The organism is Shimia sp. R9_2, from assembly GCF_017743735.1.
GTDB lineage: Bacteria > Pseudomonadota > Alphaproteobacteria > Rhodobacterales > Rhodobacteraceae > Shimia.
Genome location: NZ_JAGHRO010000009.1, coordinates 16,675 through 43,631 on the forward strand (window position 1 = coordinate 16,675; position 26,957 = coordinate 43,631).

At 61.3% G+C, this 26,957-nt stretch carries 18 protein-coding genes; 7 read left to right on the forward strand and 11 right to left on the reverse strand.

Features of this window, described 5'->3' with window-relative positions; all coding sequences use genetic code 11:
* Nucleotides 1–9: 9 nt before the first annotated feature.
* A complete protein-coding gene (locus J7400_RS17830; RefSeq protein WP_209065451.1) occupies nt 10–951 on the reverse strand; it encodes an aminotransferase class IV in 942 nt (313 codons plus the stop codon).
* 330 nt (nt 952–1,281) lie between these two features.
* Here J7400_RS17830 and J7400_RS17835 point away from each other — a divergent pair, with 330 nt between their 5' ends.
* The 3 genes from J7400_RS17835 to J7400_RS17845 are packed head-to-tail and all read left to right on the forward strand — an operon-like array spanning nt 1,282 to nt 4,182.
* The gene (locus J7400_RS17835) at nt 1,282–2,337 is read left to right on the forward strand and encodes a C4-dicarboxylate TRAP transporter substrate-binding protein (RefSeq protein ID WP_209065452.1); all 1,056 of its coding nucleotides are present in this window, start codon (nt 1,282–1,284) and stop codon (nt 2,335–2,337) included.
* 7 nt (nt 2,338–2,344) lie between these two features.
* On the forward strand, nt 2,345–2,842 hold the full coding sequence (locus J7400_RS17840; RefSeq protein ID WP_209065453.1) for a TRAP transporter small permease: 498 nt from the start codon (nt 2,345–2,347) through the stop codon (nt 2,840–2,842).
* Complete coding sequence (locus J7400_RS17845) at nt 2,842–4,182, forward strand: TRAP transporter large permease (RefSeq protein WP_209065454.1); 1,341 nt, start codon at nt 2,842–2,844, stop codon at nt 4,180–4,182. Before J7400_RS17840 ends, J7400_RS17845 begins: the two co-directional genes overlap by 1 nt.
* Nucleotides 4,183–4,243: 61 nt before the next feature.
* On the opposite strand, the gene J7400_RS17850 is transcribed toward J7400_RS17845, so the two are convergent.
* The 5 genes from J7400_RS17850 to J7400_RS17870 all read right to left on the reverse strand — a co-directional run bounded on the left by J7400_RS17850 (nt 4,244) and on the right by J7400_RS17870 (nt 10,127).
* Entirely contained in the window at nt 4,244–6,565 is a 2,322-nt protein-coding gene (locus J7400_RS17850) for a PAS domain-containing hybrid sensor histidine kinase/response regulator (protein ID WP_209065455.1), read from the reverse strand.
* Between the two features lie 258 nt (nt 6,566–6,823).
* Entirely contained in the window at nt 6,824–7,879 is a 1,056-nt protein-coding gene (locus J7400_RS17855; RefSeq protein ID WP_209065456.1) for an adenylate/guanylate cyclase domain-containing protein, read from the reverse strand.
* 1 nt (nt 7,880) lies between these two features.
* Complete coding sequence (locus J7400_RS17860; RefSeq protein WP_209065457.1) at nt 7,881–8,243, reverse strand: group 1 truncated hemoglobin; 363 nt, start codon at nt 8,241–8,243, stop codon at nt 7,881–7,883.
* A 150-nt stretch (nt 8,244–8,393) separates the two neighbouring features.
* Complete coding sequence (locus J7400_RS17865; RefSeq protein WP_247738900.1) at nt 8,394–9,266, reverse strand: class I SAM-dependent methyltransferase; 873 nt, start codon at nt 9,264–9,266, stop codon at nt 8,394–8,396.
* Between the two features lie 33 nt (nt 9,267–9,299).
* The gene (locus tag J7400_RS17870) at nt 9,300–10,127 is read right to left on the reverse strand and encodes an alpha/beta hydrolase (RefSeq protein WP_209065458.1); all 828 of its coding nucleotides are present in this window, start codon (nt 10,125–10,127) and stop codon (nt 9,300–9,302) included.
* Nucleotides 10,128–10,391: 264 nt separating this feature from the next.
* On the opposite strand from J7400_RS17870, the gene J7400_RS17875 reads away from it, so the two are divergent.
* The 4 genes from J7400_RS17875 to J7400_RS17890 all read left to right on the forward strand — a co-directional run bounded on the left by J7400_RS17875 (nt 10,392) and on the right by J7400_RS17890 (nt 16,017).
* Nucleotides 10,392–12,620, forward strand: coding sequence for an ATP-binding protein (locus tag J7400_RS17875; RefSeq protein ID WP_209065459.1), 2,229 nt, complete (start codon nt 10,392–10,394; stop codon nt 12,618–12,620).
* On the forward strand, nt 12,613–13,329 hold the full coding sequence (locus J7400_RS17880; protein ID WP_209065460.1) for a response regulator: 717 nt from the start codon (nt 12,613–12,615) through the stop codon (nt 13,327–13,329). The genes J7400_RS17875 and J7400_RS17880 overlap by 8 nt, the downstream gene beginning before the upstream one ends.
* 371 nt (nt 13,330–13,700) lie before the next feature.
* Nucleotides 13,701–14,636, forward strand: a complete 936-nt coding sequence (locus tag J7400_RS17885; RefSeq protein WP_209065461.1) for a hypothetical protein — start codon at nt 13,701–13,703, stop codon at nt 14,634–14,636.
* Nucleotides 14,637–14,649: 13 nt separating this feature from the next.
* Nucleotides 14,650–16,017 (forward strand): sigma-54 dependent transcriptional regulator, encoded by a 1,368-nt coding sequence (locus tag J7400_RS17890; RefSeq protein WP_209065462.1) that lies wholly within the window; start codon nt 14,650–14,652, stop codon nt 16,015–16,017.
* A gap of 10 nt (nt 16,018–16,027) precedes the next feature.
* Here J7400_RS17890 and J7400_RS17895 read toward each other — a convergent pair whose 3' ends face one another.
* The 5 genes from J7400_RS17895 to J7400_RS17915 are packed head-to-tail and all read right to left on the reverse strand — an operon-like array spanning nt 16,028 to nt 26,946.
* Complete coding sequence (locus tag J7400_RS17895; protein ID WP_209065463.1) at nt 16,028–19,180, reverse strand: hypothetical protein; 3,153 nt, start codon at nt 19,178–19,180, stop codon at nt 16,028–16,030.
* A gap of 38 nt (nt 19,181–19,218) precedes the next feature.
* A complete protein-coding gene (locus J7400_RS17900) occupies nt 19,219–20,124 on the reverse strand; it encodes a hypothetical protein (RefSeq protein ID WP_209065464.1) in 906 nt (301 codons plus the stop codon).
* A gap of 14 nt (nt 20,125–20,138) precedes the next feature.
* A complete protein-coding gene (locus J7400_RS17905) occupies nt 20,139–24,884 on the reverse strand; it encodes a hypothetical protein (RefSeq protein WP_209065465.1) in 4,746 nt (1,581 codons plus the stop codon).
* A complete protein-coding gene (locus J7400_RS17910; protein WP_209065466.1) occupies nt 24,884–26,479 on the reverse strand; it encodes a hypothetical protein in 1,596 nt (531 codons plus the stop codon). Before J7400_RS17910 ends, J7400_RS17905 begins: the two co-directional genes overlap by 1 nt.
* A complete protein-coding gene (locus J7400_RS17915) occupies nt 26,479–26,946 on the reverse strand; it encodes a hypothetical protein (protein ID WP_209065467.1) in 468 nt (155 codons plus the stop codon). The genes J7400_RS17910 and J7400_RS17915 overlap by 1 nt, the downstream gene beginning before the upstream one ends.
* Nucleotides 26,947–26,957 lie beyond the last annotated feature (11 nt).

Genomic DNA, 26,957 nt, shown 5'->3' on the forward strand with positions numbered 1-26,957 from the left:
CTGTGCGGATTACCCGCGCGCCGCTTTCTGAGCGGCGACGTTTTCGGCCACCAGCTCTTTGTAAAGCGCGCGAATGCGGGCCATCACCGGACGCTCGCCGGTGCCAATGGGCTTGCCGTCGATCTCTGCCACCGGGGTTTGCGCGCCAAAAGTACCTGTGAGAAAGGCCTCATCGGCGCCGTAAGCCTCGTATAGCGAATAGTTTTTCTCGCGCACGGGGATGTCGTTGGCGCGGCAGAGGTCGATCACCTTCTGACGGGTCACGCCGTTCATGCAGTAATCCCCGGTGGAGGTCCAAACCTCGCCCCGGCGCACAATGAAGAAGTTGCAGGCGTTGGTGGTGTTCACAAAGCCATGCGGATCGAGCATCAGACCTTCGTCTGCGCCCGCCTGTTCGGCCTGAAGGCAGGCAATCACACAGTTGAGCTTGGAATGGCTGTTGTATTTTGCGTCCTGGCTCATCGGCAGGCCGCGCACCTGCGGCACGGTGGCCAGACGGATGCCCGCGTTTTGCAGGCTGTCGACCGGCTTGGAATGTTCGATGATGGCGACGATGGTGGGCCCCCATTTGGAGAGGGCAGGGTGCTGGAACGGTTTGGCCTTGCGGCCACGGGTGATCATCAGGCGGCAATGGGCATCGCCGGTCATGCCGTTGGCGGCCGCGGTGTCGTCGAGGATTTTGCGGATATCCTCCGGCCCCATGTTGAGATCAATCGACACCGACTTCAGCGAGTTGAAGAGCCGGTCCATGTGTTCGTCAAAGAAGGCCCACTGCCCGTCATAAAGGCGCATCCCTTCCCACATGCCGTCACCCAGCATGAAGCCGCTGTCATAGACGGAGACCTTTGCCTCGTCTTTGGGGACGATTTCCCCATCCACATAGATCTTGATGTGATCGTTGCGGTCGTCTGATTTGGCGTCATGGGTGGAGTGGCGATCTGTGTCGGTCATGGGCGGCTCAAAGCTGATTGATGGGCAATCTGCGCCTGATGGGCACAGCTATGAGCGAGACCTTAGAGCGTTGAAATTGCTTTGGAAAGAGCGATGTTGGCGGGTCGGCTCCCGGTTTGGGGTACAGGTTGGGGCCAGTGGGCGTCACCGGTTCCCAATGCGCTTTTGAGCCCGGCTAGCAACGGTTTTTGGCTGTCGTGACGCAGCGGATCGCGTGAGGGGGCGCGCGCACAAAACACTTGCGTGGTCTCTGACGCGGCACTAGCGTTAACTTATCTTCGCGAAATTAAATTTCGCATAGCGGAAAAGGCATGTCAAGGGAGGAGTGATATGTTGAAGATCAAACAATTTTTGGGAGCCGCCGTTCTGGCGGGATGCGCCGCTACAGCCGGGGCGGAAACAGTTTTGATCCACGGGGAAGCCGGGCCGAACCGCGGGGCGCGGGCGGCGGCGTTGTCGTGGTATGCCGAACAGGTCGCGGCGCGCTCGGAAGGCGACATGCGTATCGACGTGCAGTGGGGCGGGGCCTTGTTCAAAGCCAACGCAGCCCTTGCAGGCGTGAAAGACGGCATTGCGGATCTGGGCACGGTGATTGCAGTTTACTACCCGCAGGAGCTGGTGGGTTATGGCATTGCGGATCTGCCGCTGAACAACCCGGACGCCTGGGTTGGCATGCGCGCAACCGATGAGTTCATGCGCACGAACGCGGCGATCCAGGCGGATCTGGACGCAAAGAACCTTGTCTATATCGGCACCTGGACAACCAGTCAGGTGAACATTGGCTGCAAAGACGCCGCCATCCGCACCGCAGAAGACGTCGAAAACCTGAAAGTGCGCGGTGTGGGCGCTTATGGCAAGGTCTTTGGCGAGATGGGCGCAAATATGGTGCGCATGTCAATTTATGATGCTTATCAAGGGCTTGATACCGGTCTGATTGATTGCTCGCAGGGCTATTCCTATGCGGTGGCCGCGCTGAAGCAATATGAGGTCATGGATAGCTACACGATGCTGAACTGGGGTCAGGTTGGCGGCGTTGGCATGTTCATGAACAAGGACAGCTATCAGTCGCTGAGCGCGGATCAACAGGTGCTGTTGCAAGACGTTGGCTCTGATATGGCGGATGAGTTTGGCCGCATCATCACCGCAGCCAATGAAAAAGCCATCACCCAGATGAAAGACAACGGTGTTGAGGTGATCGAGCTGGCGCAGGAAGAACGCGCCGCGCTGGTGGAAAAAGGCCAGCAGTTTGTTGCGGCCTGGTCTGAAAATGCCGCCAAGGCGGGCATGCCGGGTGAAGAGATGCTTGCGGAATATCAAGCGCTGATCGCCAAGTGGACCGAAACACGGGACAGCGAGGGCTATCCCTGGGATCGTCAGACGAACTGAGCTGAAGATGATCAAACGATGCGAGCGGGCGCTGCTGGCTTGCGCGGCATTGGCGGTGATCGGGATGGGTGTCCTGATCACAGCCAATGTGATTGCGCGGAGCTTTGGCGGCAATATCCCTGACAGCAATATCATTGTCGAAGAACTGATGGTGGCGGCGGTGCTGCTGCCGCTGGCCATCGCAACCGCGCAGCGCGCCCATGTGGTGGTGGAGTTTGTCTCCAACCGCTTTCCGGCGCGGCTGAGATCATGGCTGATCGTGTTTGGCTCCCTCGTCGGGCTGCTGGCGCTGGCGCCGATGATCTATGCCGGAGGGCGGGCGTTCTTGGCGGAATGGAGCTCGGGGAGCTTCTATTTTGGTGATCTTGGTCTGCCAAAATGGCCGGGGCGGCTGTTGTTTGTGCTGGGGCTGTCGGCCTGTTGGCTGAGGCTTCTGATGCTGGCCATCTCCGATATCAGAACGATCCTGAACGGCGAGGCCGTCAGTGACCAAGGAGGCCATTGATGGATCCGGCAACGATTGGGCTGATCGCCTTTGCAACCGTGTTGGTTTTGCTGGCGCTGCGGGTGCCGATTGCCTTTGCGCTTGGCGCGGTGGCGGTTGTGGCGACCTTTGTCATCTTTGCGTTTCGCACCGGCACCTTCATGCCGGAACGCGCGATCCGCGCCACCACGTCGATGGTGTTTAACAACGCCTTTGACCTCATACACTCTTATTCTCTGTCGATGATCCCGCTGTTCGTGGCGCTGGGGCATATCGCCTATCACGCTGAAATCACGACAAAAATCTACTTTGCCGCCAAGGTCTGGATGACCCGCATTCCGGGTGGGGTGGCTATGGCCAGCGTGATTGGCTGTGGCGGGTTTTCGGCGATCACCGGATCCTCGATTGCCTGCGCCTCGACCATGGGGCGGATCTGTACGCCGGAAATGCTGCGGATGGGGTATGATCCGCGACTGGCCACCGCCAGTGTGGCGGCCGGGGGCACGCTGGGATCGCTGATCCCGCCATCGGTGTTGTTCATCATCTTCGGGATTTTCACCGAAACCTCGATTTCAAAGCTGTTTCTCGCAGGCATTCTGCCGGGATTGCTGACGCTGCTGGGTTTTGTTGCGGTGATCTGGATCTGGGTGCTGCGCGCGCCGCATATCGCGCCGGATGTTGGCGAAACCTACACCACCGAAGAGCGCAAGGCCGCCGCAATTGCCGCTTGGCCCGCGCTGTTTCTGTTTGTGGTCATTGTGGGCGGCATCTATGGCGGGATTTTCACCGCGACCGAGGCGGCGGCGGTCTGTGTGTCCGCAGCCACTGTGATCGGGTTTGCCCAAGGCACGCTGACCTTGCAGGGGCTTTGGGACAGTGTGAAGGAGACCTGCGTTCAAACGGCGGCGATCTTCTTTATCGCGGCGGGGGCCAAGGTCTTTGTGTCCTTCATCGCGCTGACCGGCATTGCGCCAGCGATTGTGGAATTTGTGTCGGCGGCGGATATGTCCGTTGTGGTGCTGTTGTTCTGTATTGCGCTGATCTATCTGGTGCTGGGCATGTTCCTTGATCCGATTGGCATCATGGTGCTGACATTGCCGCTGTTGGTGCCGCTGGTGGAGAGCTACGGGTTGAACCTGATCTGGTTTGGCGTGGTGGTGATTAAGCTGCTGGAGATCGGGCTGATCACGCCGCCGGTGGGGCTCAATGTCTTTGTGATTGCCAATGTGGTGGGGAAAGAGGCGCCGATTGACCGGATTTTTGCCGGGATCGCGCGGTTCCTGTCTGTGGATATCATCGTGCTGGGGCTGATTATGGCCTTCCCGATCCTGTCGCTGTGGATTCCCACCGGTGCGGGGTAAGGCGCGGAGTAGGGCGTGAACTGGCGGCCCTTGATCTGAGAGAGGATCGGGGGCCGGGTGCCTAAGAGGCGGCTTTCAGGCAGCTGTCGATCTTGCCAAAAAGCACGTCGCGGCGGACCGGTTTGGCCACATGGCCGTCACAGCCCGCGTCCAAAGCGTCGCGCACATTGTGGGCCATGGCGTTGGCCGAGAGCATCAGAATGGGGGTGCGCTGTTTGTTGGTCTGGGCCTCAAAGGCGCGCATCCGGCGCACCGATTGTTCGCCATCCATGACCGGCATCCGCATGTCCATCAACACAAGATCAATCGGCTTTTTGGGGGATTGAAAGATCTCCAAAGCTTCCAAACCGTTGGAGGCAAAGGTGATTTCGCATTCGGCAGATTGAAGCACGAGGCTAATGACCTTCTGATTGACCATGCTGTCCTCGGCAATCAGCACATGGCATCCGCGCAGGTTCATGTCATCGGCGATCCCCACTGGCGCTGCGACCGTGGATGCGGCGGGCTGTGCCGCCTGAAGCGGGAGCTGCAGCGTGAAGGTGGCGCCTTCGCCCGGGGCAGAGGTCACACTGAGCGCGCCGCCCATATTCTGCGCCAGAGCGGAGCTTATTGCGAGGCCAAGGCCTGTGCCGCCAAATTTGCGACTGTCGCTTTTGCGTTGCTGCTGGAAGCGTTCAAAGACGTTGCCTTCCGTTTTGGCGGGGAAGCCGATGCCGCTGTCGGCGATGATAAACACGAGGGTGGGTTTGCCGGCGGTTTTCTTGAGGGACAGCGAGCAGGTGATATGGCCCTGATCGGTGAATTTGACGGCGTTTGAAGCGAGGTTTGAAATGATCTGCCGCAGGCGGAGCGGGTCGCCGCCCGCAAGGTCGCTTTCGTCTAGGTCACTGGCCAAAGTGAACGTCACACCTTTGGCATCGGCCTGTTCCCGATGCAGCTTGAGCGCGGCGGACACCTCTTTGAGCGGGGCGAAAGGAATGGTTTCAAACTGCAGCTTGCCTGCTTCGACTTTGGAGAGATCCAGAATGTCAGACAGCAGCCCTTCGAGCATGTCGCCGGATTCGTAGATTGTCTGCACGAGATCCCTTTGCCGCGCGCTGAGGCCTTCGTCGCGGTGGAGGCTGTCGGCAATGCCGATGATTGCGTTAAGCGGCGTGCGGATTTCATGGCTCATATTGGCAAGGAACGCGGTCTTGGACTGGTTCGCCTCTTCTGCGGCCTTGCGGGCCTGTGCCAGAGACTTTTGCCGCTGCCATTGCTCTGTGATGTCGTTGGCGGAGCCGAAGATTTGCCCCTCAAACCGGGTGAAACGCAGATCTAGAATGCGTTTGCTGCCGTGGCGATCCTGCAGCGCGGTTTGCAGGGCATTGGCCTTCTGCCCAAGCCGCGCTTTGCGCAGGGCCTTGGTGACCTTGTCGTGGTCATGGGGCGCGATGAAATCGCTGATGTGGTGATGCAGCAGGTGGTTTTTGGAATGGCCGGACGCGGCGCAGAAGGCCGGATTGACCCGCTGAATGCAGCCGTTGTCATCTAAAATGACATTTGGGGCGTGCGACACATCAAAGAAGGCTGAGATCAGCCGACTGGTGCGCACCTTCTCCGTGATGTCAAAACGTAGGGCAATAAACCGGATCGGGCGGCCATTTGGCCCCATTACGGGATAGATAATTGTGTCAAACCAGATGGTTTCGCCTTGCTTGCTGCGGTTGCAAATCTCTCCGCGCCAGATTTTTCCGCGTGAGATGGTCTGCCACATATGGTGAAAGAACGCCTTGCTGTGATGGCCGGAGTTCATCAGGTTGTGGTTTTTGCCGATCAGCTCGTCTTTGGTGTATCCGGACACGCGCAAGAGGTTCTTGTTGACGTGAAGAATTCTCCCGGCGGCATCGGAGACTGACAGGATCGCGGTTTCGTCAACAACGGCGTGCAGCTCCCTCAGGTCGTCCAGCGTGAGTTGGTCAGAAGGGCGATGGGTCTTGGCCGCAATGTGCTGGCCGGTTTCCAGAGGTTCGAAATGGCCAATGAGCTGTGTGGTTTTCCCATCTTGGCAAACGGGGTGGCCTGCGCTTGCGAGCTTGATTTCCTGACCATCGGGGCGTTTTGCGACAAATTCAAACCGCCAGGGCGTTGCTTCCTGAATGCTGCGGTGCAAGGCGTTTTGGATGACCTCACGGTATTGGGGCAGGCAAAATTCAAAAGCGTTTTCAAACCGTGGCTGATAGCTGGGGTCGACGCCGTGAAGCGCTTGTGCAGCGGGGCTCCACCAGACGGTTTTCTCTATCAGATCCACTTGCCAGAGCGCGGAGATCGGGGTGGAGGCTGGGTCAAAATCATCTGCCACGTCCGGCGCAGGCGCGCCAAAAAAGTCATAGGCAGTGGTCATCCAGGTCACCTCTCAGAACTTCGACCAAGTAAGGAACTCTCGGCCCAAATGAGAGCCAACCTCACGTGTCACCTTCTGGAGACCCGCAGTACGTGTGTAACAAGTTATCTATAGGGGGAAGAGATGCTCAAATCCATGATGAATACTCGCGAAAACGTAATTACTTCAATGAGTTAAATCTGTATTTGGGGCACATGTTTTATCCGCATTTTGCTCGAAAACTGAGCGGTGCGAGACCCGCGTTTGACCCTGCGGGCGCTATGATCCCGCAAGCTTTTTCTCGATGCCGACATCCAGCAGCCTCCAGACCTCCTGACGGTCAAAGCCACGGATGTCTTTTGCGCCCAAGGCTTGCAGGTCAAACTGATCTTTTAGGGTTGCGGCGACCTCGTCCTGTACAGAAATCTGCATCGGTTCGGCAAATTCCTGTAGCCGCGTGGCGAGGTTCACCGCCGGTCCAAAGATGTCATAGACGTATTTCTGGATGCCCACGACAGAGCCAACCACGGCGCCGGAGGCAATGCCGATGCGGCAGCGCCATTGGTTGGGGTGGCTGGTGTTGCGCCGCTCCAGATAGCGCACAAACCGGATGGCGGCATTTGCCACGGCGCGGGCGTGATCCGGTGTGGGATCGGGAAGCCCTGCGACGGTGATATAGGCGTCGCCGATGGTTTTGATGCGCTCGCAGCCAAATTGCTCGCCGATCCGGTCAAAGGCGCTGTAGATGTCGTTGAGTTCGGTCACCGTGACGCTGGGATCTGCGGAGGCCACCATGTCGGTGAAGCCGACAAAATCCAGCATCAGGACAGAGACCGGATCATAGAGCTGGGGCGTGACCACGCCGAAGGCCTTATATTCCTCATAGACGGAGCGGGGCATGATGTTGAGGAGCAGCTTTTCCACCTGCTCTTTTTCGCGTTTGATTTCGCGCGTGTTGCGCTCAACCATCATGGAATAGGAATCGATCATCGACTCCAGCTCGCGGATGCGGGTGATGTTCTGGCAGACCAGCACGATCAGCTCTTGATCGCCATCGGTGGCGGAGGTGAAATCCGCTGCGATCACCAGCTGGCGACGCTTTTTGCGGTGGCGGATTTCGGCGGTGTATTGGCCCGCGTCATCAAGGGCGGCGTGAAGCTCCTCGGTGTTCAGATCCTCAAACACTTTGAGCAGCTCATCAGTTTCCAGCCGGTCCTCAAACCACTCCTCAAAAGTGTTGTTGTAAAACAGGAACTTGAGGTCGCTGCGGCCCACAAGGGCGACGCCGACACCAATCGCGCGCAGGAGCTGTTCGTTGATGGCTTCGATGGTCATCTCAGGGGCTCACAATCAGGGGGCGGCGGGATTCAAATTCTTGCAAGACGGCAGATATATCTCCTTCGTCAAAGCCGTGATCGCGCAGGGTGCCAGAGAGCACGACTTTGAGCTCGTCAAAATGCGGGTCCTGAATGTCGAGATGGGAATGCAGCTGGCGCAGCTGGTGGTCGGTGTAGGAGGCCGGGCCGCCGAGCAGGGTGGCGACGAATTTGGTCTGGTGGTCGACCATCTTGGACATGTCGATGTCGTCAAAGAAGGGGCCGATATCGTCGCTGTCCAAAAGCGTGTCGTAAAAGGCCATGACCACGCGGCTGACGTTGGAAAAGCCGCCGTATTTCTCGAAAAGTGATTGGCTTGACATAGTCCCCCCCTTTTCAAAGCCCGAATGCTCGGTGTCTTGCATCATACAAAAAATGGTTAATTTAGGAACCCTGCGGATATCGGGGGCATTGCCTTGGGGCAGGACCGCGCGATGTCCGCAGGGGGGAGGCATGTCGTCAGACGGGTAGCGTTACCGCTTGGTGATGACGATTTCCGCGTACTCGGATGGCACGATCATGGAGCCGTCCGTGGCGACGTTGAACTGCGCGATGGTGGCGCGCATGTCTGTTTCAAGCGCCTCTGCCGCGTCGCCAACCGCGAGGAAGGCTTTGTGCACGGGGCCATAGTAGGTGCGGAAGAAATCGATGAAATGATCCGGTGAAGCGTAGCGGAAATTGAAGTTTTTCAGTTCAAACGCAATGGTTTCGGCGGTTGCGCCAAATTGCGCCTCGATCCAGTCGCGATTGCCCCAGCGTGCGGGGGACTGCACCCCGGCAGGGGGCGGCACATGGCGGCCAAGCGTTTTGAAGAGATGGCCGATGAAGCTGTCTGGGGTCCAGTTGGCCATGGCGATTTTGCCGCCGGGGCGCACCACGCGGGACATTTCGCGTGCGGACTGTTCCTGATTGGGGGTGAACATCACCCCGAAGGTGGAGGTCGAGATGTCAAACTGCCCATCCTCAAAGGGAAGGTCTTCGGCGTCTGCCACCTGAAAGGTGACCTCAAGCTTATCAGCCTCAGCGCGGATGCGGCCTGCCTCCAAAAGCGCGGCAACGTAATCGGTGGAAGTCACGGCGCACCAGCGGCGGGCAAAGGCCAGAGTTGCGTTGCCGTTGCCGCCGGCGACATCGAGCACGGTTGCGCCATGGGCGGGGGCGGTGGCCTCAGCCAGCATCTCGCCGGTGATCTGCAGGGTGCTGCCGATTTTGGCGTAGTCACCGGAGGACCAAGCGGCGTTCTGCTTGGTTTTGATGGCTTTGTAATCAGGGGCTTGGGTGGTCATGGTGCTGTCCTTTCGGGGGGAGGTTTTGGTCAGGTTGAAGAGAGGGTTTGCGAGGGGCATGATGGTCTCCTTTGATGAGAGGGCGGGGCGGGATCAGGCCGCGACACGCGCAGGCCAGGTGACGGGGCGCGCGGCTTTCTGAACACGCGCGATGTGCTGCAGGATGCGGGGATTGACCCAATCGGGATCAAAGATCGGCGCCATGTGGCCCATGGCGGGGAGCAGGGCGAGCTCGGCGTTGTCGACCTCCTGCGCAATCATCTGTGCGGTGGCCTGCGCAAGGGCCGGAGATTCCATCCCGACCATGATCAGCGTGGGGATACGCAGGCTCTGCAGATCGCTGAGGTGCCATTGCTCGCTTTCCAGATCCCGAAAATCCTCCAGCAGCTTGGGGGCCAGTTCGACCAGCTTGTCCTGACGCTCCGGGGGCAGGGAGGCCCAGCTTTGCGGAACGGTCCAGTAATCGACGAAACCTTGAAGATCTGAGGCGGACTTGGGCTGAGACAGCTGTGTTTCCAAGGCGCTGAACCCCTCAAGCAGAGAACGGCCCTCGGCGTCGGCGGCTTTCAGAACATGAAAGGCTGCGGGTTCATAAAGCGTGAGGCTTTTCACCAGTTCGGGGCGCAGCAGGGCGATTTTGAGCGCCACGCCGCCGCCAAAACAATGGCCGATCAGATGCACGGGCTGCTTGAGTGCCTCGATTTTGCGGATGATCGGAAGGGCGGCGCGGGACACGCCTTGGCCTTCATCGGCGCGGTCGTCTGCGCTGCCATAGCCGGGCAGATCCCAGGCGTGCAGCTCAAAGCGATCGGAAAACTGGGTGCGCAGGTCGTCCCACTGATGGGCGCCGGAGGCTGAAGAATGCAAAGCGACCACCGGAGCCGTTTCGCGGGTGAGGCTGTTGGGGAGGGGGTGCATCATCATTACTCCAAACACTGGTTACGGACCCAGATTTGGCTTGTGGCTGTTTCACTGTGATGTCTGTGCAGGTGGGGTGATGTTTCAGTTGTTTCGCAGGCCAAATGCGGGGAGATGCGGGGTAGGGCGCAGGGATTTTTGGCGTTTTTGCCTGTGGCGTGCCAAACTGCGCCCAATTACTGAAACAATTGAAACACGCGAATTTGCTTCTGAAAACCAACTGAAACCTGGGCCGGATAGGGATAAGCCATGGCCTCTGAGACAGACATGGACACAGACGTTGATACGGGTTCGGATCGTTTTCACGAGCTGCTGAGCGATGCGATTGAAAGTCTGTCAGAGGGGTTTGCGCTCTATGACGACAACCGCAAGCTGGTGGTCTGTAATCAGAGATACATCGAGATGAATGCGGGGGTTGCCGATCTGCTGCATCCCGGGCTGGATTGGGAAATCCTGATGCGCGAAAGCGCGCGGCGCGGGATTTATCGCGATGCGATTGGGCGCGAGGATGCCTGGGTCTCTGACCGGTTGCAGACCACCCATGACTATGTGACCGACTTTGAGTTGGTGCAGACCGATGGCACCCATTACCTCGTGTCGACCCATCCCACCAAGATGGGCGGGTTTGTGGTGACCCGCACGGATATTTCCGACCGCAAGAAGGCGGAGGCCGCGACGCGGGACGGGGATCTGCTGATCCGGACGGTGCTGGATGCGAGTTCGGCGATTGTGACCATGGCGCGTGTGGGCGATGGCAGCCTGATTTACCGCTCTCCGGCGGCGCGGGAGCTGTTTGGAGACACCAAGTCTGCGCGCGACCATTATGTGAACCCCGATGACCGGGCTGATTTTGTCACCGAGTTGCTCGCGATGGGGCAGATCGACAATTATTACCTGCGGGTGCAGGCGAAAGGCCGCGAGTTTCCGGCCTCGATTTCCGCGCGGATCGTGGAGTATCGCGGCGAAGATGTGATTGTCTCTAGTGTTGTGGACCTGACCAAGGAGGTCGAGGCACAGCAGTTGATCCAGCAGGTGCTGGAAGCCTGTCCGATCCCTTTGCAGATGACCAAGGCGGCCACGGGAGAGACCTTGTTTTCAAGCCCTGAGACATTGGCGCTTTTTGGGAACGGAGACAGTGCGCAGAGCTATTATGTGGAGGCGCAGGAACGGGCGCGCTATCTCAGAGAGCTGCGGGCGGCGGGTGTCGTGCGCAACCGGAAGGCGGAATATATCAAAGGCGATGGCACCCGGTTCTGGGGAGCGGTTTCGGCGCAGCTGATCGATTTCAAGGGCGAGGAGGTCATTGTGTCGAGCACGCGGGACATGACCGATGAGCTTGCCTTGCAGGAGGAATTGGCCGCGCAGCGGGAGCTGCTGTATCAGAATGAGAAGATGTCTGCCCTTGGGGAGCTTTTGGCGGGGGTGGCGCATGAGCTGAACAACCCGCTGTCGATTGTGGTGGGCCATGCGCTGATGTTGCAGGAAGATGTGACCGATCCGGAAACCCAGCGGCGGGTGGCGAAGATCGGCGCGGCGGCGGAGCGCTGTGCGCGGATTGTGAAGACCTTTCTGGCGATGGCGCGGCAGCGGCCGACCTCCATGGAGCGGGTCAATCTGGACAGTGTGATCGGTTCTGCGCTGGATGTGGCGGGGTACGGGCAACAGCAGGATGGCATTCAGATTGCCTATGCGCCGGAGGCGGATCTGCCGGAAATCCTCGCGGATGCGGATCAGATCACGCAGGTGGTGATCAATCTGGTGATGAATGCCGGGCAGGCGATCAAGACCTCGGGCCTGGGAGATCAGATCCGCATCACGGCGCGGCCGGTCAAAGCGCGCAGCCAGATCGAAATCGCGATCAGTGACAATGGCCCCGGCGTGCCGGACCATATCCGTGCGCGGATTTTTGAGCCGTTTTTCACCACCAAGGAGATTGGCAGTGGGACCGGCATCGGCCTCGCGTTTTGTCATCGCATTATCCACTCCCACAACGGCCAGATCTGGCTGGATGGGCAGGCTGCCTCTGGCAGCCGGTTTGTGATCCGTCTGCCGGCCGCTCCGCAGAATGGCACGGCGCAAGGCGACAGCACCCGCGCGTCTGAGGCGCAGGCGGTGGGCCGTGTGCTGGTGGTGGATGATGAAGAAGACATTGGCGCGCTGATCGCGGAGGTTCTGAAGCGTGAGGGCTATCTTGTGGATCAGGTCGGCTCCGGCGCGCAGGCTTTGGAGCGGCTGGCGGGGCAGGGCTATGACGTGGTGCTGAGCGATCTGAACATGCCGGATGTGGACGGCAAGACGCTGTTTGCCACGCTCAAGCGCGAGCATCCGGAGATGGTGTCGCGGATCGCCTTCATCACTGGCGATACGATGGGGCCAACCTCGCAGAGGACCTTGCAGGAGGCGGGCCGCCCGTATCTGGAAAAGCCGGTTGCACCGGAAGAGCTGCGGCAGCTGGTGCAGGACATCATGGCGGAAGGTGGGGGGCGCGATGCGTGATCATGCAACCAAGATTCTGGTCTGTGACGATGAGATCGATGTGCGCGAGATGCTGGCGGAGTATTTGACCAAGCGCGGCTATGATGTGCTGAGCGCGGCCAACGCGGAGGAATTGCGCGCGACGCTTGGCAAGGGGCGGGTCGATCTGATTGTGCTGGATATCAACATGCCCGGTGAGGACGGGCTTTCGGTTCTGAGATCATTGCGCCCGGACAATCCGGTGCCGGTGATCATGCTCACCGCTGCGGGCGATGTGGTGGACCGGATCATTGGTCTTGAGATGGGCGCGGATGATTATCTGGGCAAGCCTGTGGATTTGCGCGAACTGGAGGCCCGGCTGAAGGCGGTTTTGCGGCGGCAGGGCGCGCCGCAGGCGCAGGGGCAGAGCAGTGATGGGGCCGCCACCGCGCGGTTTGGCGCGTTTACCCTTGATCTGGAGGCGGCAAAAATGGTCTCGGACGGAGGCGAAGAGCTGGCGCTGACAGCGATGGAGTTCAATCTCTTGAAGGTGTTTGCGCGCAACAAGGGGCGGGTGTTGAACAGGGATCAGATTCTGGAGCAGGCCCATGACCGCTCCTGGGATCCGTTTGACCGCAGCATCGATATCCGGATCTCACGGCTGCGCCGCAAGATTGAGCGCAATCCCGAAAAGCCGACCATCATCCGCACGGTGCGCGGCATAGGGTATGTCTATGACCCTGAGGACTGACGGGGCTTGAGGGGAACGTCGGGTCAGCTCTGATGTAGATAAACAATCTTAGGTAGAAATTTCATTTGCATAACGTATTCGGCGAAGACTTGCCGTTTTATTCTTTTGATCTTTTTTGTGCGCATGCCCATTTAAATCTCTGTTTTGTATATGCAATCATGCGAAATGGGCGTGATATTCACACTGCTGCAGGTGTGGAATCTCCTACTGGTCCCGGCACGCTCAGTTGCCCTAAGATACCAAAACTGTTAGAGTTTATTGAAGAATTTGAACGGCGTGCGCGCCTGAATTCTATTGCTGTAAGCCATTTGTGCGCGGCAAAGCGCATTCGCTAAATTGGACCGAACTTCTTTTGAGATGGGAGCGCAACTGTGTTTGGATCAGTTGTATTGGAGCTGTTTATTGGCGTTGCCTTTTTGTTTTTGGCATTGAGCATCGTGATCACCGCTGCGCAGGAGATGCTGACGGGGCTGCTTGGCATGCGGTCTGCCAATCTGGTAGTGGCGCTCAGGAACCTGCTAGAAGATCCGGACGGAAGCTTTGTGCGTGAGGTCATGGAGCATCCGGCGATGCGCCATCTCTATCGCGGCAAACCGCGCAGCGGGGTGTTTGGCCTGATGGGGAATGGGCCGTCATATGTGCCAAGCAGCGCTTTCGCGACGGCGCTGTTGGATGCGTTGCGCAGCAAGAACGGCAATGGTGCCACCTTACCGGTTGCGGTGGATGAGCTGTTTGGCATGGCACCCGAGATCGTGCGGGACATGCCGGAGGGTGTGCTCAAACGCTCGCTGACCTTGATGATCGGGCAGGCAAGTGATCTTGACCGGCCTTTGCAGCGGCGCGCCGAAATGGCGGAGCGGCGTTTGGCGCAGTGGTTTGATGAGTCCATGGATCGGGCAAGTGGCTGGTACAAACGCAAAAGCCAGTTTGTCAGCGTGCTGTTGTCGATCGGGCTGGTGGTGGCGATCAATGCCAATGCGCTGACCTATATGGAGCTGCTTTGGAAGGACTCAAACCTGCGCGAGGGGATTGTGGCGGCGGCGGAGGCGACGGCGGCTGAGGGCCAGCCGCTGCCAGATGATACGCAGGCGCGGCTGGACGAATTGGCCATATTGCCGCTTGGCTGGCAGGGGCAGAGCTTTTCCGATGCTTTCTGCACCGCGCAGGAGAGCCTCAAGACACTGGCGGGGTGGGCCATCACGGTGCTTGCCATCAGCCTTGGGGCGGCGTTCTGGTTTGACGTGATGAAGAAAGCGCTCGCAATTCGTGCGAGCGGGCCGAAACCCGCAAACCCCGCAGCAGGGTGAGGTGGGAGCCACCATGTCACTGGATGATACAGACCGCAGGCTGACGCTGGTTTCTCAGGAAAAATCAGACCGTTTTGAGGCGTTTCTTGGGGCGCTTGGCGCGCTGGATTACCGCGTGCAGCTGACCGGGCCTGAGGCATTGGCAAAGACCGCGAAAGGCAACAGTCTGGTCTATCTCGGCATGCGCGGCTGGGACGGGCGCACCATGCGGCGGCTGAAAGCCCTAGCGGCGCATCCGCATTGTATGCTGGCGATTGAAAAGAGCGCCTTCCGCTGGGCGGAGCCGACCATTCGCGATTGCCGTGAGTTTCTTACCTGGCCCTGTGCGCCTTCTGAGCTGAAGATGCGGCTGGAAAGATGTGGGCGCAGTGGCCCGTTGGGACGCCCGGCAGATGAGCGGGCCGCTGAGGTGAGCGCGCTGGGGCTGGTGGGGCAATCACGCTGTTTTGTGGACAGTCTGGTGACCCTGCGCCGTTTTGCTGAATGTGACGCGGCGGTGCTGATCAAGGGTGAAACCGGCACCGGCAAAGAGCTGGCCGCGCGGGCGATCCATCAGCTTTCGGCGCGCAGCGAAGGCCCGTTTGTGCCGGTTTGTTGCGGCGCCTTGCCGGACACTTTGATTGAGGCGGAGCTGTTTGGCCATGCGCGCGGGGCGTTTACTGATGCGCATGAGGCCCGTGCGGGGCTGGTGGAGCAGGCGCGTGGCGGCACGTTGTTTCTGGATGAGGTCGAGGCGCTGAGCGCCAAGGCGCAGGTGGCGTTGCTGCGGTTTCTGGAATCACTGGAGTTTCGCCGTGTGGGCGGCAGCCGGACACAGCGTGCGGATGTGCGGGTGATTGCGGCGGGCAATGAAGATCTGCGGCAACTGGCGCGGGACGGGCGGTTCCGTCTGGATCTGCTGTACCGGCTGGATGTGTTGTCGCTCGCGCTGCCACCGTTGCGCCAGCGTGGCGGGGATGTGGCCCTGCTGACACGGCATTTTCTGTCGCTGTTTGAGCAGCAATATCAGACCGGAGCGCTGGCGCTGGACATAAGGTCCAGCCATTGGATTGAAGAGTACACCTGGCCCGGCAATGTGCGGGAGCTGGAAAATCTGGTGCATCGCGGCGTGGTCACGGCGCAGGATGGCTTGGTTTCAGTATGCCCGACGGAGCCGCGCACGCGCGACAGTGTGGATGAGGCTTTTGGCGTGGCCAAGGCACGCGCGGTGAACGCCTTTGAGCGGCGCTATCTGGAAAGCGTGATGGCCCAGACGCAGGGCAATGTCACCAAGGCGGCAGAACAGGCGGGCAAAGAGCGCCGCGCCTTGGGCAAGCTCCTCAAAAAGCACGGCATTGATCCGGCCGGATTTGCCCAGCCCTCTCCCACAAACGGATTTTGAGCACCCGCTTTCAGCGCCGTCTGTTTGAGCCGCCCGCGGTCATTTCGCGCGCCTGAGACAGGATGTCCTCGGCAAACTCCGCAGACACATCAAGGATTTGTGCAAGCTCGGTTGCGCTGCGGCGGGCCACGGCGCGCACCGAGGTGATGCCTGCGGTTTCCAGAACCGCCGCGCGCCCTTCGCCAATGCCGTGAAGCTCGCGCGTGGGGCGGTCGGGCAAAGTGGCGGCATTGAGGGTCGGATTTGTGGCTGGCGTCAAAACCCGCGCGTGGTCCGGAAGGCTGAGAAACGCGGTGCTGCTGGCATGGGTGCGCAGGCGCGCGGTGGCGCTTTCGCGGGGCAGGCGGGCCACGCTGTCAAGGCGGGGCTGCGCGATGGTGCCGACGGGCAGCTCGGTTGGCAGACGGGTGATGAGCGTGGCGCGCGCGGGCGTGGTTTCGCCTTTGTCTTTGCAGGGCGCGCATTCGCAGATGTCCTCCGGTGCGGTATCGGCGGGGGTGGGCACACATGGGCTCTCTGGTGGCGGCAGCTGTGTGGCCACGGCGCGCGGTCGGAAGGCGACGGTGAAATCGCGCACGGTCATGCGGCCCGGCGCCTCCGAGAGGAAGGACACCGGAATGTTTTGCGGCGCTTCAAGCTCTGCGGAGGCGGCCACCAAGGTGAGGATGGCGCTTGGCCCGAGCTCTATCTCGATTTCCGCCGTTGCCGCGCCTGCCGGAACTGTGCCGCGCAGGCGGGTGATCTCGGCCCCCTCAGATTGGATTGATGCGGCAAGGGGCGTGTCGATCTGCGCGCCTGTGCTGTCCAGCCAGCGGGCGGCAAAAACCGCCTCTCCTTGCGAAAGCTGCGCTTCGAGAGCGGCGGCAAAAGGCGCGTCAGCGATCACCTCAGCGGATTGGGACAGGATCACAGAAGATCGGTCCGCCGTGATATTGGTGAAGGTGAGGCCCTCCGTGGCCGGAGCGATGGTCAGGGGCGGGTTCTCGAGGGTCAGCTCAGGAGAAAAGCGCCAGCCGCTCAGAAACTCAGTGGGGTCCACATCAAAGGCGAGCTCACTGAAATCGCCATTGCGCAGGCCGGTTGGCCCGCCCTCAAGGGAGATGGTATCCACAAACAGGCGCTGGTTTGCGGGAGTGCGCAGGCGGACCTCCAGTTGGTCGGCATCCTCAGGGGCCATGACATCCAGTGAGGCAGACAGGATGGTGCGCAACTGTGGGCCAGCCACGGCGGCCAGCTCCAGGCCGCTGTCAAAGGTGCCAAGAAACGGGGGCGGGGTCAGCACATCGGTGCGCGACAGGCCACAGCCGGTCTGACGCCAGATCAGCTCGATCACCGCACCGCGTTCAGGCGCGAAGCCGCGGAACACCGCGCGATAGGGGCAGCCGGGGGAGACTTTGACAATTTGCGAGAGTGCGCGGGGGGCGCTTTCCGCGTGACCAAGGCGCAGGAGCGTGACCGAAAGCGGCCCCGTGTCGCTGGGCACAGAGAAAGATTGCAGTGCAACCGCGCCGCCGCTGACGCTCCAGCCTTGTGGTTCATAAAGGTCATTTCCGGAGGCGCGATCCTCAAAGCCGCCATTGGTCAGTTGCTCACCGCGAGGGCAGGTTCCGGCGCTGCGCGCCGACAGAATACCATTGGCGGCCTCAGCAACAGAGCGGGACTCCAGCGCAAATTCCACCCGACCAAGGGGCTGGAACCGCTCAAGAGACAGGAGGCTGCTTTCGGCGTCACGTCCAATTTCGGCTGAGACCGGGACGCGAAACACCGGCGAGGCGCGGCGGAAGCGGTGTGCGGCCATGAGCGCATCGGGCAGGCTGGCCGCGCGGGCCGGTCGCCATGACAGGCCGCCGGTGTCGCTGGTCTGCAGCTCTGCGGCTGCTTCGGTTTCCGGATGGACGTGCCAAGCGATCGGCGCAGAGGTCGGCTCGACCACAAGCCAGATACGCTCTGCGCCGGCAGGCACGGTGATGGTCTGGCCCAGAGCGGTGCTGAGCCATCGCGGCCCGCCATGGGCGGAGACGCCAAAGGTACCGGTGGCGGGTTGCGCAAGAAGCGAGCTTTCGCTGGGTTTGCCGTCAAAATCTTCGCGCAGGTCGACTTTGACGTCCGCCTGTCGCGCTTGTGTGGAGAGCAGAACATCCACCGCGTCGAGAATGGTCTCACCTGTGATTGTCACCGGCTGGGCGGCGGCGGTGCCGACCGCGAGCGGCACAGACTCCGGTGGGGTGCGATCCATGGTGGGGCCAAGGCTGATTTCGCTGCCCTCGAAGGTGCCATCAATCGCGATGTGTGTGCCGGTTGGGTCGATCTCCATATTGGGCGGCACGGTGATTTGCAGCAGGTCATCGCCTGCCTCAGACACGCCGTCATAGGTGTATTCCAACGTGCTTTCGCGCAGCCCATCGGGCAGACCGCTGCGGCGCTCCTGAATTTCGTAGAGCACTTCGACAGCCACCTGAGCGGTGGTGTCTGACTTGATGTGCAGGGGCAAAACCGCAAAGCCGCCTTCGGTTTCCGCCGCATCCAATGCGGCCTGCGCGAGCGTGGTAAGATCCGTGGTTTCGGTGACGGCGGAGAGCTCGCCGGGCAGGGCCCAGGCGGCGGGCTGTTGCCCCATGGCAAGCGTGACATTGCTGGCCACTGCGCGCAGCCACAGGGTGTTTATGATCGGTTGCGCGCCTGCTGATGTGCGGGCAATGCGCAGGCGCTGCACCGTCAGCCCCGGCAGGGGTTGTTCCCCGTCACTCAATGTGAATGTGCCGTTTTGCGACGGCACCGTGCCATTGGCTGCAACATCGACAAACAGGCCGCCCAGATCCACCTGCAGCGTTGCCCCCGCCAAGCCTGCCCCGCTGAGGCGGGAAAGCGTGCGAAAGCCGCCCAGATGGATCTCCGCCCAAGGCAGGCTGCCACCGCCGCGCACCTGTGACACGGCGGTTTCGCGACTGTCATCAGACGGGTCGCGGCCCGCGATGCTGCCATCGACCGGCGGGGCGGTAAAACTGATCTGCTCCTCGGCAGGGCCGATCCGGTTGGAGGCGGCAATCGGGGTCAGGCGCAGGCGGAAGGACGACAGCTGCGCGCCTTCGGGAAGGCTGCGCAGATAAAGGGTCTTGGTGCCACGGAAAAACCCTCTCGCCGGAAAGCGCTCGACCTGTTGCATGCGTTCATTCTCCTCGCGGTGCCAAAGGCGCGTCGCTGTCAGACCTTGAGCAGGACCATCAGGCAGACATTTGCAAGATCATCGCCGTTGCCGATTGGGATGCGCTCGCGCAGCTTCAATGACAGTCGGTCAAAATCATGGTGTTCGACCAAGATTTCGGGCGGGTGGCGGTTGGTTGAGGTTGTATCGCGCTCTAGCGAGGGCGTGTTCACCGTCTTTACGGGCTGCATTTTGAGTTTCAGATCGTCCCAGTCTCCTTTGGCCTTGAGGCTGCCCACGGTACGTTCTTCGCGGCAGCAGCGCTCATACCAGGGCGAGTGGCAATAATCGCTGGGATCAAATGGGTCGTTGGGCGGCGCAAACATCGCCTTCCAAAGCTCGGTTTCCAGATCGCCAAGGCTGGTCTCATCGATGTATTCGACGCCGAGGTAGTCCAGCATTTCGCTCACCGGAATGCTGAAGGGCGTTTCGCCACGCTTTTCAATCTCGACGGTCTCAGTGCCGTTTGGCCCTTCCATCGAAATTTTCTTTTCGCTGGTGTGATAGAGAAAGAAGCGCGCCTCAACCTTACGCTTGTCATCATCATCGGCGCATATCACATCGAAGCTCTGCAGCTCATAAAGATCCACCAGCGGGCAGAGTTTGAGTTCGTGTTCGATGAGATTGGGCTCGTTAAACTCCAGCACTTTGAAGAGTTTCCGATAGCCTGTGTGTCCGGGGAATTTTTGCATGGCTTGCTCCAAAAATTTGCTGAGAAGATCCTGGGCGGAATGGCCTTCGAGCGCGTTGCTGTCTTTGGACAGGTCAACTTCGGTCAGGGCGGCGAGGGCCTCGGCGATCTGTTTGTGGATTTCGGCGCGCATCTTGGATTGCATGGCATTCATGGCTGCGGCGCTGATGATCTGACCGGGTTCAAAGGTGGTGAAAGGGTCGTTGTCCAACATCAAAATCTCCTTTTCTAACAATCAATGTCTTCGGGCGGGGTGCCGTCGCGGGTGACGGTGAGGTCGATGCCCGCCGCCTTGAGGTGCTGTACGCCGCGCGGGCCGGGGCGATTGAAATCCTCAACTGTGCCGGTGAGTTCTGGACCGTTCACCCGCGCGCGGGCGTTTTCAAAGCGCGCGCCGTCAAAGGTGACGATCAGGTCGTAAATCCCCGGTGCGGTGTCACAGACCGCGATGGAAATGCGGTTGCCAAAGAGACCCGGCGCGATGGCGGACATCTCGATGAAACCGGGCAGGCCCGGATCATTGAGGAAGGTGCGGGCGGCCTGCGTTTCGGTGCCGCCGGACAGCGCAACGGGGCGGGCGAAGGGGATGTCCGTGGCTTCAAAGCCGATGGGGATCACATCGGCAGCGCGCGCCGTCACAAGCGTTGATGCGGAGCCTTCGGGGGCGAGCTGTGTGGTAAAGAGCTGCGGGTCAGTGGCTGGCTCGGTGACGAGGCCGGAGATGATCTCCGGTGCGTCATCTGCCAGGGCAAAGCGGTCCTGATCAAAGCGTGCGCCAAACCGTGCGGGCATGTCGAGCGGCAGGTTGATCTGCGCCCGTCCGGGCGTGTGCTGTGCCCAGCTGAGGGTGACATCGGTGGCCGTGCCGCCGTCTGCAGGGGCAAAGACCGGAGTGGATTTTGCCCGTGGGTTTTCGGCGAAACGGCAGGCGTCAAAGACGCCAACCTCAAGGCAGTCTCCGCCGGCGAAATGGCTTTCGTCAAAATCGGTGGCGTCGTAGCGGGCGGTCAGGCATTCCACAAAGACGCGCCGGTTTGTGCCCGGGGTGAGCGAGAGCGCAGCCGCTTGATCGACGGCGCGGGCAAAGACAATGGGTGTGTCCTGCGCCGTTTCATTGATACGCCGCAGCAGGGACAGTGCGCCAAACTCCGGCCCCTGATCCAGCACCACGCCGTTGAAGACTTGCGGCGTGGCCGGGGGGATCGCGGTGATCTGCAGATCATAAAGGAGGCGGATCCGGCGCGGCAGCAGGCTGTCACCTAGGCGTTTGGCCAGAATGGCCACGGGGCAGCCGAGGAATTGCGTGGCATTTCCTTCGATCTGCACCTCCAGCTCTTTATCACCGTTGGTGAGCAACAGGCTGGTGCCGGAACACTGCAACTTCCCGACAAACACCTCTTCGGGGAGCTGATCCGGCAAAGAGTGCGCGTCAGTGATCTGCACCGCTGGAGCGACATCGCGGCGGGTGATTTCGGTGAGTTCGATGACGTCAGAGCCAAAGCTGTCAGAGATCAGGATGCCGCGCCGCCCGCTGAGGCCGGGGGCCATGAAGCGTGCAGAATCCAGCGGGACTTCCAGATGGGGCAGCAGGGGCAGGCCGTAGACGCGCGGGGTTGGGCTCAGCTTGGTGGAGACATTGAGGCCGTCTGCGCCTTCTGTGATTTCGGCGGTGTCACCGGGCAGAATGGCGCCGCGAATGCGCAAGGTGCGGCCCGTATCTATGTCGACCAAGCCGGGGGAGTCTGTGCCTTGCGGTGCAGTGAAACGGACTGAGCCCGGGGCATCAGATGGCCCGGTGTTTTCGGCAAAGAGCGCATCGCCGTGGTGCAGCGCGGTACCGGTTTGGGTGACCGGCTGTTGCGGGTAGTCGATCAGTTCGAAGTGGCGCAGGGGCTGCACACAAAGCGTGCTGTCTGCGGGCGCGGTCAGCAGGAGCTGGCCATCCGCGTTGAGGCTGGCGGTTTCCGGGAGCACCGCATTGATCGCTTCGGTGATTTCCTCAGGCGCGGTGGCGGCGGGGGCCTCTCCGGCAAGGTCTATGTCCAGCGGCAGGGCGTCATTCAGCGCGAGGCGCAGCACAGAGCGGTCGCTGAGGTCAACACCCTGGCGCAGGTCAACGCTGCCGGTGATTTGACCGGCCTGCGCTGGTGTGCCGGTGGCGCTGCGCGTGGCCTCGCCAAAAAGCGCCTGAGTGGCGTCGCCGCCGGTGGCGGTCTCCACAACCAACCGGCTTGACGCGCCAAGGGAGGGGGAGGTCAGGAGCAGGTGGTCCGCGCTGATCTGCGCAATGGGTGCGCCAAGGGCTGCGTTGATGGCGGCAGCGATCTCCGCTCCGGTGGCTTGCGTTGCATCGGCGGCGGCACTGGCGCAGTCGATGTCTTGTGGCGGTGTGGCGTCAAAGCCAAGGCGCAGGAAACGCGCGGTGCTCAGATCGATAGGGGCGGAGAGTTCGGCCAGCCCTGCGATTTGGGCGGGCTGTGCCGCCTGACCGGTATAGCTACGCTCTGGGGAGACGCCGAGAATGGCGGCGGTGGCGTCAGGCTCGGACGGGAGCAGAATGTCGAGGCGGCTGTCCGCGCCTTTGGTTGGGGCGGTGAGGAGCAGGTGGCGCCCGTCATGGCTAGCGATGCCCGCGCCGAGCTTGAGATTGATGGCGACGACGATCTGGCCAAGGGTTGTGGCCGCGGGATCAAAACCGCGGCAGTCAATCTCCTGCGGCGTATTCCCGTCAATTGCCAGCTTCAGGTGGGCGGCAGCCGTCAGATCAATGCCGCCGGAGAGATCGTTGGTGCCGACAAAGGCCACTTGCCGCGCGGCAGATCCGGTGGCGGTTTGCGGGCCGGTGGCGAGCAACGCGGGTTGGGCATCGGTGGCCTGTGGGGGCAGAAGCGTGATCTGACTTGCGGCGCCGAGGGTGGGCGAGACCAGCTCAAGGCTGGTGCCGGAGCTGCGCGCGGTGTCTGCGCCAAGCGCTGAATTTATGGCCTCAAGGACCTCATCAAGCGTGGTGTGGCGCGGGCGCGGGCCGGCGCAGTTGATGTCAACCGCAGGGGCGCCATCCAGTTGCACACGCAGGAAGCCCCCTGCGCGCAGGTCGACGCCGCGGGAGAGATTGGCGGTGCCCTGCAAGGTGGCTGCGGCAGCGGGGGCGGATTGGGACACCGCGCTGAGGGTGCCGAGCACCGCCATGGCGGCGTCCTCTGCGATGGGCACGCGGGAGACAAAATTGCGCTTGAGCGTAGTGCTGATTGGGATCAACTCCAGCTGTCCGGCGCTGCCTTCAAGATGGCTGGTCAGCATGAGCCTGTTGTCGGTGACGCTGGCCTGTGGCGCCTGCGGCTGGCTGTTGATTGCCTGCGCGAGACCTTGGGCATCCAGAGGGTCCGCTGCGGCCTCGGACAAATCAAAGGTTTGCGGCGCACGGCCATCCTGGGCGAGTTGCAACAACGGCTGCGCGGTGATGTCGATGCCTGCTGACAGGTCGAGAGCGCCCTGCAAGGTGGCGCGGGTGGCGGCCGATCCGGTGGCGATACGGTCCTCAAGACCCAAGAGGATCTTGGCGGCGTCGCCTTCTGGCAGATGGCCAATGCGCAGGCTGCCGGTGGGACCTGCCTCATTGCTTTTGAGGATCAGGTTGCGCCCGTTGGTGGTGGCGACATCGGCGCGCAGCGCGCTGTTGATGGCTCCGATGATTTCAGGAAGCTGCGTGTTGGCCGGGTCTGATCCGGTGCATTCGATTTCTACGTCTTCTTTGGTTTCGATGCTGAGCAGGAGGCGGCTGTTTGTGCTGAGATCGACGCCTGCGGAGAGATCCGGCGTTCCGGTGATCTGCGCCGGTTGGGCGTCGCGGCCGGAGCCGACGGTGGCGATGGGGCCAAACAGCGCCAGCCGCGCGTCCTGCGCAGCGGCGGTTTGGAAGGTGATGCCGGAGGTTGCCCCGAGCGTAGGTGAGATGAGCGAGAGATATGTGCCGTCATGGCTTGCAAGGGAGAGGCCAAGACCTGAGTTGATCGCGGCGGCAATCTCCTCAAGCGAAGTGGCCTCTGCCGAAGCGCCTGCGCAGTCTATTTCAGCAAGTTGGGTGCCATCCACCAAGAGGCGGATGTAGCGGTCTGTGGACAGGTCGGCCCCGGCGGAGAGGTCGATGAGGCCGGTGAGCGCTGCGCCTGTGGCGTCGCGGCCCTCGTAGGCGCGGGGGGCCAGGCCCAAAAGCTCTGGTGCGGCATCGTCGGTGGCATCATTTAATGCAATGCGGCTTGCCGGACCTGTGCTGGGGGAGGACAGTTTCAGCCGACCCTGTGTCAGTGTGGCGATCTCTTGGCCCATGGCTGTATTGATGGCGGTAATGAGCTCTTCGGGTGTGGTGACACCAGCAAGCGCGATGGCGGCAGGCGCACCGTCGTCAATCGCGAGGTGCAGCGTGCTGGCCATCAGGGTCAGCGGATCGGAGAGGGGCGTCTGGCCGGTGATCTGCGCCGAAGTGGCGTCGCTGCCTTGAGCAAAGGCGCGGTCAAAGCCGAAGATGGCGGGGCCTGCGTCGCGGCGGCTGGCGACTTTGGTGGTGAGCAGGCCGCCGTCAGCGCGCGTCCACCACGTATCAAAGGCCGCGTCGCTGTCATCAATCTCTAGCCCGGTGAGAATGGAAGTGGCGCGCAGCAGCCCGCGCACGGTGGCGGGGCCTTCCAGAATGAGGCTGACCCAGAGTTTCAGACGTCTGCGGAACTCTTCCACATCATCGCCTTCCTGCGGGGCCAGCCCGTAGAGCGCGGCGATCCGTGGCAGATCATCAAACAGATCGCGGCCAAGGTCGGCCTGTGTGCACCAATGCGCGCGCAGGATGGCGGCGAGGGTGTTCTCCGCGCCCTGCAGCTCGGCCCCATAGGTTTCGATCAGCTTTTGCAGCGGCGAATGGGCGGGCTGAGCCGCGAAGGTGCCCGGAAGCAAATCCAAAATGCGCTGCGTTTTGGTGACCATCAGGACCCGGCCTCCTGCAAGGCGATGTCGGCCGCATTCATGTCGATCACGATCCAGCCCGGTTCGCCCTCGACCTCGGCCTTCACAAGGAAAGTGGCGTCTTCGATGTCTTGATCTGTGGCCGGTGCGCTGCCTTCAGCATTCATCAGCAGGCTGCGGTCGGGTATGCGGCGTCCGGTGGGCGCGCCGGTGTCCACCTCAAAGAGCAGGGTGTTGAGTTCGGCGCGCAGGGCGGTCTCTTCTTTGGGGGCGCCGCCCGCGATGAATGCGGTGAGCGCGTCGACCACGGTTTCGCTTTGCGTTGGGGTGGCGTCGGCGCGGGCGACCTGCACGTCGACAATCTGTGCGTCCTCGAGATCCTCAACCGCTTTGATCGCTTCCAGCAGCGCGCCACCCTCAAGCGCATCGCCCGTGGTCAGCGGCTCTGCAAAGGCCTGCACGGCGGCGATGATCTCTTCGGCCACTTTGGCCTTGCCGTCAGAGGTGAGACCGCCCGCGATTTTTGCAACAATGCGCGGGGTGACAAAAACGTAGCGCGCCACAATGGTGGCGGCGATGCCCGCGGCGCGCTGGTTGTTGACCTGTGCAGACAAGCTGGCAAAGCGCTCAGGTTCGCTTTCCACAAGCAGCGCCACGCGGCCCGGGGCGGTGCGGCGCGCGATAGGCGCGTTGGGATCCCAGTATTCTGTGAGCCTGGCAAAGCTGTCGCGCACGCTGGCGTCGAGCGCAGGCAGGGTGGCGTTGCCCAGTTTGTAGAGTTCGGCCCGCGCGCGGGCGCGCAGCTCCGCATCTGTTTCCGGAGGCGCGCCAAAGACCGTTGGCTCGGTGTTTGAGACCCGGGCGATGCCCGCAAGCGGCCGCAGCTGGGTGTCGATGTCACCGGCTGCAACCTGCCCGGTCTCGCCGGGGTGATCAACGCTGGCGCGCACCGGCACATCCATGCGCGCCTGACCGCGTTGCAGGGTGCGCTGTTGGGTGGTTTCAAAGATGACCGCGCCGTTTTGGGCTGTCAGTCTGGTGCCTGAGGCGATGGTGACATCGCCCACCACCAGCGGGTCACGAAAGAAGGCCACAAGACCGGAAGCAAAATCGCCGGTTTTGCGTTTCAGACCCAGAATGGCGACCACCTGATCCAGCGCGGCGCCTTCGGCAGAATTCACAAAGCCCGAGCGGTAAGTCTGATTGAGCTGTTCATAGAGCGTGGCGATTTCGCGCGCGACGGCCTCTGACAAAGTGCGGGCGACGCTGCCGACATTGATGTCGGTGATCGGGGAGGAGGCGCCAATAGGGCGGTAATCCACATAAAATACGCTGCCATCCACGGGGCGCGCGCCGCCCGGAAGCCACTGCACCGCGCCCAGATCGGGCTCATAGGCAAAATCAATCCCGGCCTCAAAGGTGTGATTGGCAGTCTGATCGTCAATCTGCCCGGTCAGCATGCGGATGCCTTCGGCAGCCTGCGCCAAAGGGTAGAGATCGGATTTCACGTCAAAGATAATCGGTTCGTTGACGATGCCGCCGATGAGGCTGGTGAGGATGTCGTTGGACACCTCGCCGAAATTTCGCTGAATCAGATGGATGGTGTCAGGCGTCATCAGGTTTGCTCCGTGGAAAAGAAGAACGGCACAACAAGATTGAGCGGCGTTGCGGTTTCAACGATTTTGAGCTGCATGTCGATGTCGACGCCGCCACGGTCATCGCGGCGCTGGCGCACATCGGCGCGCAGGATTTTCTCGACCCGCGGCTCCTGATTGATGGCGCGCAGGGCGTAGAGTTTGGCGAGGTTGCGGTTGGCCTCGGTGTTGGGCTCGCCGATCAGCTTGTGCAGGCGGGAGCCATAGGTGGGATGGCCCAGCTGGCGCAGCTCGCCCTCTGAGGTGAGCATCCGCAGCAAGAGCGCCTGCGCCATGTTTTCCGGGCCAAAGACGGTTTCCAGATCGCGCTGATTGGTTTCCGGACGCACCCGTGTGGAGAGGTCGCGCCCGCGATCGCGTGTCGTCTGATCCCGCCGGTTGCGCAGCAGTAGGAGGTCTTGCCCCAAGAGAGCATTGTCCCGTGTCATATCAAGCCTCC